Source organism: Oikeobacillus pervagus (assembly GCF_030813365.1).
Taxonomy (GTDB): domain Bacteria; phylum Bacillota; class Bacilli; order Bacillales; family DSM-23947; genus Oikeobacillus; species Oikeobacillus pervagus.
Map to the genome: position 1 here is coordinate 1 of NZ_JAUSUC010000067.1, position 10,591 is coordinate 10,591.

11 protein-coding genes are annotated in these 10,591 nt (G+C 37.5%); 5 read left to right on the top strand and 6 right to left on the bottom strand.

Annotated features, from left to right (window positions below):
- The first annotated feature begins 253 nt into the window (after positions 1 to 253).
- Positions 254 to 1,777 carry an alpha-amylase family glycosyl hydrolase gene (locus tag J2S13_RS15610; protein WP_307258764.1) on the top strand — a complete coding sequence of 508 codons (1,524 nt, stop codon included), beginning with the start codon at positions 254 to 256 and terminating at the stop codon, positions 1,775 to 1,777.
- A 209-nt stretch (positions 1,778 to 1,986) separates the two neighbouring features.
- On the opposite strand, the gene J2S13_RS15615 is transcribed toward J2S13_RS15610, so the two are convergent.
- The 5 genes from J2S13_RS15615 to J2S13_RS15635 all read right to left on the bottom strand — a co-directional run bounded on the left by J2S13_RS15615 (position 1,987) and on the right by J2S13_RS15635 (position 4,660).
- On the bottom strand, positions 1,987 to 2,118 hold the full coding sequence (locus tag J2S13_RS15615) for a DUF3941 domain-containing protein (protein WP_307258765.1): 132 nt from the start codon (positions 2,116 to 2,118) through the stop codon (positions 1,987 to 1,989).
- Between the two features lie 63 nt (positions 2,119 to 2,181).
- Positions 2,182 to 3,039: a DegV family protein gene (locus J2S13_RS15620; RefSeq protein WP_307258766.1), complete on the bottom strand. Its 858-nt coding sequence runs from the start codon at positions 3,037 to 3,039 to the stop codon at positions 2,182 to 2,184.
- 248 nt (positions 3,040 to 3,287) lie between these two features.
- On the bottom strand, positions 3,288 to 3,464 hold the full coding sequence (locus J2S13_RS15625; protein ID WP_307258767.1) for a DUF3813 domain-containing protein: 177 nt from the start codon (positions 3,462 to 3,464) through the stop codon (positions 3,288 to 3,290).
- 1 nt (position 3,465) lies between these two features.
- Positions 3,466 to 3,618: a hypothetical protein gene (locus tag J2S13_RS15630; RefSeq protein ID WP_307258768.1), complete on the bottom strand. Its 153-nt coding sequence runs from the start codon at positions 3,616 to 3,618 to the stop codon at positions 3,466 to 3,468.
- 232 nt (positions 3,619 to 3,850) lie between these two features.
- Positions 3,851 to 4,660, bottom strand: coding sequence for a Cof-type HAD-IIB family hydrolase (locus J2S13_RS15635; protein WP_307258769.1), 810 nt, complete (start codon positions 4,658 to 4,660; stop codon positions 3,851 to 3,853).
- Positions 4,661 to 4,823: 163 nt separating this feature from the next.
- On the opposite strand from J2S13_RS15635, the gene J2S13_RS15640 reads away from it, so the two are divergent.
- Together J2S13_RS15640 and J2S13_RS15645 are read left to right on the top strand one after the other, a co-directional pair.
- Positions 4,824 to 5,591 carry a prolyl oligopeptidase family serine peptidase gene (locus tag J2S13_RS15640; protein WP_307258770.1) on the top strand — a complete coding sequence of 256 codons (768 nt, stop codon included), beginning with the start codon at positions 4,824 to 4,826 and terminating at the stop codon, positions 5,589 to 5,591.
- A 72-nt stretch (positions 5,592 to 5,663) separates the two neighbouring features.
- Positions 5,664 to 5,972 (top strand): metal-sulfur cluster assembly factor, encoded by a 309-nt coding sequence (locus J2S13_RS15645; RefSeq protein ID WP_307258771.1) that lies wholly within the window; start codon positions 5,664 to 5,666, stop codon positions 5,970 to 5,972.
- A gap of 55 nt (positions 5,973 to 6,027) precedes the next feature.
- Here J2S13_RS15645 and J2S13_RS15650 read toward each other — a convergent pair whose 3' ends face one another.
- Complete coding sequence (locus tag J2S13_RS15650) at positions 6,028 to 6,720, bottom strand: Crp/Fnr family transcriptional regulator (protein ID WP_307258772.1); 693 nt, start codon at positions 6,718 to 6,720, stop codon at positions 6,028 to 6,030.
- Positions 6,721 to 6,992: 272 nt separating this feature from the next.
- Here J2S13_RS15650 and J2S13_RS15655 point away from each other — a divergent pair, with 272 nt between their 5' ends.
- Complete coding sequence (locus J2S13_RS15655; protein WP_307258773.1) at positions 6,993 to 7,172, top strand: YjzC family protein; 180 nt, start codon at positions 6,993 to 6,995, stop codon at positions 7,170 to 7,172.
- Between the two features lie 184 nt (positions 7,173 to 7,356).
- Positions 7,357 to 9,954: an ATP-dependent chaperone ClpB gene (gene clpB, locus J2S13_RS15660; protein ID WP_307258774.1), complete on the top strand. Its 2,598-nt coding sequence runs from the start codon at positions 7,357 to 7,359 to the stop codon at positions 9,952 to 9,954.
- Positions 9,955 to 10,591: the final 637 nt, after the last annotated feature.

Here is a 10,591-nt window from a genome sequence, read left to right on the forward strand (position 1 = left end):
GCTTGTCGCAGCTGATCAGTCGCCTCCGCTTTTCATTGTCTAGCTGCGGCTCCTAGCTGCTCGAGGTCAAATGAATGTCCTTTCTGTGGCAAAGTACGCTACGCCAAGGCCTTTCATTTGCTTGTCGCAGCTGATCAGTCGCCTCCGCTTTTCTTTTTGTCTTTTTGGTGAATTTTATGGATTGGGTTTGACGTATTTGGTGGGAAAGGATAATCTTAAATTTATGAAGATATTTTCTTAGGAGGAAGCGGAAATGAAGAAGGGATTTTTTTCACTGTTGCTCATACCGTTTCTTCTTTTCTACGCCCTCCCAGTTGGAGCTGTAGAAAAAGAAGAGCGGAAATGGCAGGATGAAACAATATACTATATAATGGTTGATCGTTTTCAAAATGGCGATATAAAAAATAATATTGATGTGCATGAACAAGACCTAAAGTCCTATCAAGGTGGAGATTTTCAAGGAATTATAAATAAATTAGATGAATTAAAAGAGGAAGGCTTTACAACTATTGTGACGAGTCCCATTTTTGAAAATGATAAGAAGGGCTATCATGGTTATAGGGTGACAGATTTCTATAAAACAGAGGAGAACTTTGGCTCCTTAAAAACATATCAGCAACTCATTAAAGAAGCTCATAAACGAGAGATGAGGGTGTTAATGGAATTCCCCGCCCAATATATTAGCCCCGAACACCAATGGGTTCAAGATGCAAGTAAGGCAAACTGGTTAAAGAGTGACGGGAAGGCGAGTTCTTATGATTGGAAAGGGGATTTAGTTTCAATCAATCTGGAGCACCCTGAAGCAAGAGATTATATGATAAAGGTTGGGAAATGGTGGATCAATAAAACCGATATTGATGGCTACTATTTAAGCGATGCAACAGAAGTATCTCCAGCCTTTTGGAAGGAATTTTCAGCTGCTATCCATCAGGAGAAAAAGCCGTTTTTCTTATTAGCTGAAGTAAATCCTGAAGGTGTAAAGCAGCTATCGCAATACGAAAAAATGGGGTTAGATGGGTTGACAAACCCTTTTATGGTTGGGCCTTTACGTGATCAGTATAAGAATACAGATTCTCCAACTACAGCTACAAGAGATGTCTTATTAGAAACGGAAAAAGCAGTAGCAAATCCTTTATTAATGGTCAATTATTTCGATAATCACAAAATAGAAAGATTCACAAGAGATATTGTGAATGAACATGTTTTCCCAGGAACTAGATGGAAGCTTGCACTAACTTATTTGTATACGATTCCGGGAATTCCCTTTGTTTATTATGGTTCCGAAATTGCTCTTGATGGAGGGCAAGGTGTTGAAAATCACCAAATGATGAATTTTCGAGCGGACAAAGAATTAATTGATTATATTAAAAAAATTGCGGAATTTCGTCAAAAATTACCAGCATTGACAAGAGGAACATATGAACCATTATATGACAAGGATGGTATGACCATTTATAAACGAAAATATAAGGACGAAACCATTATTGTCGCCATTAATAATTCCTCAAAAACGCAAAAAGTAACATTAACATCCGCCCAACTCGAAAGCGACAAAGAACTAAGAGGCTTACTGGATGGGGACCTCGTTAGAAGCAATGAAGACGGGACATATACGATTATTATGGACCGTGAACTAGCAGAAATCTATGCATTAGCAGAAAAATCAGGTATCAATTTTTCTTATGTAACGGCATTAGTGACGGTATATGTATTGTTTCTAAGTTTTATTTTTATCGTTTGGAAACGGGGAAGAAGCAATAATAAACAAGATTCTTAAAAAGAGGATGATGGTCAAACCGGTAGGAAAGGAAATTTTTTTCTCTATCGGTTTTTCATTATGTTTAAATAAAAATATTGTAGAAAAAAGTAACAGATGGGCTTTCCAGCATGATAAAATCTGTAGCAGAAGAGCATTACTTTACGAATATAAGGTCAACTAACATTCAGTGGGGGATGAAGAAAAACCCCACTGAATGAAGTTTCACTTTATAGATGATCTGTTTTTTTAGAATATTGATGTCTTCCTGCCTGACGATTCTTCTCTCTCATTTGATTCTTTTCTGCTCGCAATGCTTGATTGTCTTTTGCCTTCTTATCATTATCAGATGTACGTGGCATTTATCTTTACTCCTTTCCAACTAACTTCTACCATTAGTATGACCGTTCGCTTGTAGTATTATGTTAAAGATTACGGTTTAAGAAGAAAAGGGCAAGGGTTCCCGGACCAACATGTGCGCCAATAGCAGCCCCGATCATATTGAGATAGAATTGTTTGCAACCAAATCTTTCTTCAATCATGGCTTTTAACTCTAATGCGGTCTGTTCGTCATCACTATGACTAATTCCGATAAGTTGAGAAGAGAGATCGACACCGCGTTCTTCCATCACATCTAACATTCGCTTTAACAATTTTTTCTTTCCCCGTAATTTTTCAATGGGAATAAGTTTTCCTTCCTCCACATGGAGGAGTGGTTTTATATTTAGCAGTCCGCCAAGAAAAGCGGATGAACGGGATAGTCTACCACCTTTTGCCATATAGTCCAAATCTGCGACTGTGAATAAATGTTCCATATGGGAACAACGATTTGTAATCATTTCTATTAATTCTTCTTTAGAAGCCCCATTACCTAATTGTTTTGCCGCTTCGTGTACAATTAATCCATAGCCTAATGAAGCACATTTGGAATCAATGATCGTTAAATCAAGTGAAGGATGCTCCTCTTTTACTTGATCCCGTATCATAACAGCTGTTTGGTAAGTTCCTGAAAGTTCAGAAGAAAAAGCGATATAAATTCCCGGAAGATGACTTTCGGCTAATTTCGTAAAAAGATTGCCGAGAACCTCAGGGGAAGCCTGTGATGTCTTCGGTATTTTCCCTTCACGAATGGATTGATATACTTCTTTTGGTTCAATTGTTAGCAGATCTTTATATTCTTGATTATCAATTTCTACACGAAGAGGAATCAGTGTTACATCATTGTTTTCGTAAAACTGTAAGGGCAAATCACTTGCACTATCCGCAAATAATTTTATTGTCATTTCTATTCACCTTCCATTTTAATGATCATAAATATGAAAAAATTTATTGCTGGAAGTAAGATGATAAAAAAGGATATGTTCAGTGCTACATGCCTATTCATTAAGTTTAACGGTCTTTAAAGAAATTGACAATAAATTCGTGTATTTCCATAGAAAAAGGCAAAGTAATAGGGAATATTCTTCTTTATTTTGGGGAATGAATTCAGGGAGGGATAGCAATCAGTGGGGGAATCCCACTGATTGATGTTTTACTGTAGTTGATCTAATTGATATTGCAGGTCGCGTAATTGGCGTTTTTCCGCTATCGTTGTGTTGGTATAAGCAGATGAAAGGGAGTTTTTGGCTTTGTCAATCGACTCAGATGTAAGTTGCTGCTTCGCTTCTTCGACAAATTGACGTGCTTCTTGAAATAATTGATTTCCCATATTAAAAACCTCCCAGCGAGGAATCATGTACGTTCTTCATTTTTTCTGCTTCAGCTTCGGCATAGGTTGTTTTGTAAGGGAACCGCTCAGCATGCTTTGTTATCGAATCTTTCCCCTGCTGCACAAAACGTTTGGATTTATTACTTTTACCCATTACACAACACCCCTTTGTCCATGATTAGTGAACTATAACTGTTGATTAACACCAGCTCGTGAAGGTCCTCGCTCTCGTTTCCTTTATCTCAGTCGAAACTTGAGAAATCCGTACGCCGATGAACGAGGCGCTTTTCGCTTTTGTTCATGCTTGAGTGCTGTTGCACTCGCTTATATTATGTTACATTAAGGAGAGAGACACACATCCAATTTGTCCCTTACATTTGAAAAAATTAAAGGGAAAGACGGTCTTTTAGGAAATGGGCAATTCCATCTTCTTCATTTGTTTTCGTGATTTCATTGGCAATTGTTTTTAATTCATCAATTCCGTTTCCCATGGCAACACCGATTCCAGCATAATCAATCATTTCTAAATCATTATCTTCATCACCAAACGCAATAATTCTTTCTCTTGGAATATTGAGGTGCTTGGACACTTTCTGGATTCCAACCGCTTTATTTAAGCCAGTTCGAACAATTTCAATGACATGCCATGGCGCTGCCCAACGACGGTGGTCAATCACTTCTGCATGAACATGGTTTAAATGTTGACGGATTTGATCAACTTGTTGTTCTTCAGCGTGAATGAGTAAACTTGTTGGATTTTTTTCTAAAGATTTACGTAAATCTCCTGTTGTAATTAAGGGGGTTCCAAAACCAAATATATTTAATAAACGCTCGTCATGGTAATGAAAATAAACATCATCTAACACTTCTGCTATAATATTGAAAAAGTCAAAGTCATGACAAGCATCTACAATTTCTTTTGCTGTGCGAATGTCCATTGGAGTATGATGAATTTTCCAACTAGAATCTTTAGGATGGTGGACAAAAGCACCGTTGAAATTAACGATCGGGGTTGTTAACTGCAGCTGTTGATAATAAGTAGCACTTGAACGATATGGGCGCCCTGTAGCAATCATGACTTCATGTCCTTTTTCCTTCGCTTTCTGTAAAGTTTGCATTGTGTTTTGAGAGATCGTTTTATCATCCTTTAATAATGTCCCATCCAAATCCAATACAATCAGATGTTTTTCAGTCATGTTATTCCCCTTTCCAGAAACTTGTTATTATAAGTGTAATCGTTAAAAAAGAAAAAAGTCCAATAATATGAAAAATGACCTTTTCTCAAACAGAAAATTATACAGTTTTTTCTATATGGGATAAGATAAGAGCAAGACATAATTACAAAGAGAGGTATGAGAAATGCTCATTGTAGATCAAGAAAAAATTCGTGATATTCCTTTATTACATGTTGTTGAACAAACAAATATAGGGAAACCACTTCCTTTTATAATATTTATTCACGGATTTACAAGTGCAAAAGAACATAATCTTCATTACGCATACTACTTAGCCGAAAAGGGTTTCCGTGTTGTTTTACCAGAAGCAAACTTTCATGGTGAGCGTAGTCAAGGGTTAGATTTAAATGAATTAGGAATTCGCTTTTGGGATATTGTGTTGCAGACGATTGAGGAAGTAAGTGGTATTAAAGATGCGTTTGTAGAAAGAGAGTTAGTAAACGAAAGTCGAATCGGACTTGCAGGAACATCCATGGGTGGAATTGTAACACTTGGAGCTTTAACGCAATACCCTTGGATTAACACTGCTGTTAGTCTTATGGGTTCGCCTACTTATAGAAAATACGCAGAACAGCAACTTCATGAGGTTCGACAAAAAGGATTTGAAATTCCTTATTCAACATCAGAAATTCATCGCATTTTAGAATCCCTTTACCCGTATGATTTAAGTCAACATCCTGAAAAGCTGGAAGGACGACCATTAATGTTTTGGCACGGGAAAAAAGATCCCATTGTTCCGTTTCAAAATACTTATGACTTTTATTTATCTATACAAGATCAGTATAAGGAACACCCTGAAGATCTTTATTTTATGGGCGAAAAAATGTCAGGCCATAAGGTTTCAAGAGCAGGCACACTTGAATTGGTAAACTGGTTTTCAGAAAAGCTGTGATGAAAATCATCATATAATCTTCAAAAGTTTGTTATGATAAAGATAATAAAAGAGGAAAGGAGTGCTGAAAAAGTGGATGCAGAATTAAAAGAAAGTATAATGGGAGCACTTGAACAGGTAATAGACCCCGAATTAGGAATCGACATTGTGAATTTAGGGTTAGTTTATGATATAGAAATGGATGAAGAGGGAAAGACTACAATTACGATGACATTAACGGCAATGGGTTGCCCGTTAGCTGGGGTTATAACAGATCAGGTAAAAATGGCCTTAAATGATCTTCCAGAAGTAAAAGAAGTCGATGTCAATATCGTATGGAACCCGCCTTGGTCAAAAGATCGTATGTCTCGCTATGCGAAAATTGCACTTGGGATTCGATAATAAATAGAGAGAGTGCAAGTAGAAGATAATGCTTGCACTCTTCTTAACAGGAAATCTAATCGATTTGACATATTTCGATGGGACAGTTCTCACAACAAAGTGCACCTTTAATATAATTTAAATCTTTTATAGTAAAGTATCCTTTGTCAAAGGTGATAATTTCGTTATTCTTTAACTCGTTTAAGAGACGATTGACCATTTCACGAGAAGTGCCACAGAAGTTTGCAATCTCTTGGTTCGTCAAGGAGAGATCAATGAGAATCCCTTCCTCAGTTTTAACTCCAAAGCTGTTACATAGTCTTACGATTGTCGAGTAGAGAGCCCCTTTTTTTCCATTGATCATCAAATCACGCACTTTAGATTGATATTTTTTATTTTCAAGTTCCACCCATTTTAGCCATTGAACCATCAAATCAGGATGTTCAATCAATTTATTTTCTAATTGAACTTTTGAAAGAATATATATTTCCGTATCTTCAATGACTTTAGCATCATGGGAGTACAATTGGTCTGGCTGGAATAATCCCAGTTCCCCGAGAATATCACCAGGTTTACACATTTTTAGCGAAAGTTCCCGCCCATCCGCAACTACTTTACATATTCTAAGTCTTCCTTCCTTTACCACATAAAGTTTAGAAGCTGGCATCCCTTCTCTAAACAAAAAACTCCCTTTTTCCGCCGTTTTTATTATATTATTTCGTTTAAAAAGAGTTACAATTTCCTCAGGAATATGCACACTAGTCTTCATAAGAATCACCTTTTTTTCTTTTCCATGATTTCACTATAGCATAGGACAATTTTCACTATCTACAAAGTCAAAGAAAAGACATAATTTTTTACAACGAATTTACCGTTTTTAACTTATATAATATACAAAAGAACTATATGATTCATCTTATTTTCAAAAATAAAGCTTAGGACTTGGTACAGGGGATATTCTTCCTGTTGTTTTTTAAATGTATGTTTTGAGGCTTTTGGTGTCAGAATATGATTGATGAATTTGGAAAAGGAGGTTGGCTTATGGCTCAACAGAGACAATTTCGTGCTGGTCAAAAGGCTCCTAATAATGGAATTTATGTGGAAATTGGTGAGACAGGCAGTATGGTGAAAAATCCAAAATCAGTAAAATTAAGAACGGGTGATCGTTTTCCGGAAAATTCCAATGACGATCGCTATTGGACTTATAAAAGAAAACCATAAGGTGAAACTTCATTCAATGGTTTTTTCGTCCTTCTCGGAATATTAGTGAATTTGTAAAATTAGTACAAATGATGAACATTTTAAAAAAATCAAGCCATCCACGAATTGGATGGCTTTACCTTTTTAGTTGTCGTCGATTATAATAGTTTAAAGGTCAAAAAAGGTCAATGACGGAGGGATAGGTATGGATATGCAAAAGATGACAAATTCAGTTCAACAAGCTTTCATCACAGCCCAACAACTTTGCAAGGAATATAAACATACTGAAATTGATGTTCCCCATTTCTTATTTGGACTCACCGAACAACAAGAAAGTCTATTTGCAACGATTTTTGAAAGAGCTGGGATTTCCGATCAAGAGATCCGATATTTTTTGCAAGATTTAATCAAGAAAAAGCCGACAGTAGAAGGGGGAGGAGTTCAGTATGGTTCCTATTTGTCTGCTTCCCTTCATCAGCTACTTCAAAAAGCTGAGGACGAAATGAGAAAGTTAGACGATGAATATGTTTCAGTTGAACATATTGTGTTGGCTGTTTTCGAAATCCATAATCATGAGATTGAGCCATTTTTACAAAAAGAGAAGATAAAGAAAAAAGATATAAATAATATCATAATGGGAATAAGGGGGAATCAAAAAGTGACGTCACAAAATCCGGAGTCAAGTTATGAAGTGTTAAAGAAATATGGTCGAGATTTAGTTGCGGAAGTTCGAGAAGGTAAAGTAGACCCTGTCATCGGAAGGGATGCAGAAATTCGTCACGTCATCCGCATTCTCTCCAGAAAAACAAAGAACAACCCCGTCTTGATAGGGGAACCTGGAGTAGGTAAAACGGCAATTGTAGAAGGGTTAGCTCACCGAATTGTTCGAAAAGATGTTCCAGAGGGACTGAAAGATAAGACCATTTTTTCTCTTGATATGAGTTCCTTAATCGCTGGTGCCAAATTTCGTGGAGAATTTGAGGAACGGTTAAAAGCGGTACTAAACGAAATCAAAAAAAGTGAAGGCCAAATTTTATTATTTATTGATGAGATTCATACGATTGTCGGAGCTGGAAAAACAGAGGGGGCAATGGATGCTGGAAATATGCTTAAGCCGATGTTAGCTCGAGGAGAACTACATTGTATTGGAGCAACGACTTTAGATGAGCACCGCAAATATATTGAGAAAGACCCTGCTCTTGAACGCCGCTTCCAACAAGTACTTGTGGATGAACCGACTGTAGAAGATACAATTTCGATTTTAAGAGGGTTAAAAGAGCGTTTTGAAGTGCATCACGGGGTAAATATTCATGACCGTGCTTTAGTAGCTGCCGCTAACTTATCGAACCGATATATTTCTGATCGTTTTTTACCAGATAAAGCGATTGATTTAATTGACGAGGCATGTGCGATGATTCGGACGGAAATTGATTCGATGCCGAGTGAATTAGATGAGGTGACAAGACGGGTTATGCAGTTGGAAATAGAAGAAGCTGCGTTGACAAAAGAAGAAGATCCATCAAGTATGGAACGTCTGGAAGTTCTCCGTCAAGAGTTAGCCAATTTAAAAGAAAAGGCAAATGAAATGAAATTAAAATGGCAGAAAGAGAAAGAGGCCATTAGCCGTATTCAAGAAAAGAGAGAACAATTAGAAAAGTTGCGTCGAGAATTATCAGAAGCAGAAAATCAATATGATTTAAATCTCGCGGCGGAATTACGTCATGGCAAAATTCCAGCACTTGAAAAAGAAATTAAGGCATTAGAGGAAGAGGCTTTACATGAACAGAACAAAGAAAGCCGATTACTTCGTGAAGAGGTAACGGAAGATGAAATTGCAGGAATTGTCGCAAGATGGACTGGAATTCCCGTTACAAAACTTGTAGAAGGGGAACGAGAAAAACTCCTTCGACTTGATCATATTCTTCATGAACGTGTCATCGGACAGGATGAAGCCGTTCAACTTGTAAGTGATGCGGTACTAAGAGCGCGAGCAGGGATTAAAGATCCTAATAGACCGATTGGTTCCTTTATCTTCTTAGGTCCTACAGGTGTCGGGAAAACAGAATTAGCTAAAACATTAGCACAGACATTATTTGATAGTGAAGATCAAATGATCCGCATCGATATGTCTGAATACATGGAGAAACATGCCGTTTCACGATTAATTGGGGCTCCTCCGGGATATGTTGGATATGAAGAAGGTGGACAATTAACGGAAGCGATCAGACGAAAACCTTATTCGGTCATCTTACTTGATGAAATTGAGAAGGCCCATCCAGAAGTGTTTAACATATTATTACAAATGTTAGATGATGGAAGAATAACGGATTCTCAAGGTAGAACGATTGATTGTAAAAACACAGTTGTGATCATGACATCGAATATTGGCTCTCAATTTTTATTAGAAAGGGCCGATGGAGAGGAAGAAATTTCATCTGACACGAAAGATAAAGTATTTAGCCAATTAAATAGACATTTCCGTCCGGAATTTTTAAATCGTGTAGATGATATTATTTTATTTAAACCTTTGAGTTTAGAAAATATTAAAGGCATTACGAAAAAGTTGATGAAAGAATTAGGGGTACGACTAGAGGAGCAAGAAATCACGTTAGACATAACAGAAAGAGCTCAAGATTTTGTGGCAAAAGAGGGCTATGACCCAATCTATGGAGCTAGACCGTTAAAACGATTTATTCAACGCCAAATCGAAACAAAACTAGCTCGTGCCTTAATCGCGGGAAAAATTCATTCGAATGGAACAGCAACGGTCGATGTTGAAAATGATGAACTCGTGATTAAATAAGTCCTCTTAATTGTTAATATCTGGGCAGTACCCCCATCTCAAAATGATGAGGACTCGAAGAAGATAAATGGGGGATAACTGTTCATAAAAGTGTGACGACGGATAGGTTGTGACTTGCCAGATAAAGCCGCAGGACGTGGGTTCTTAAGTGTGACTAACATTTCGTGGGAATGAAGAAAACCCCCATGTAATGATTTTCACTTTAAAGCCTTCAACCAAATAAAAGGCGGTCGCAAAGTAATAGCGACCGCCAATCTAAGTGCGCCCTGCATGGGCGGATACTTGGTGGTGAAAGTCCACTACAGGCTTGGCAGTAGGAACTGTTAGCGAAAGACAAGGTGGCTATCGTGAGGTAGTGGCTGAAGGAAGTCGGACGCAAACTCCTGAACTGACGAACAGAAACTAGATATAAGGCTGAATTAAGTCGGATAAGGTTGCTTAACAAACCAAAGTCCAATACTGCCCGAAACTTATACAGTAAATCTAGCAGTTGCATGGGAGGAAAGTATTCGCCCTTACCGGGGGAGGTCTTACGAGGGCACAGTGCAAGTTAAATGATAATGAGCCAGTGCAATTCTCATGGTGACATGAAGATGAATCGTAAGAAGTCAGCAGAGGTCATAGTAACGTTCGCTGG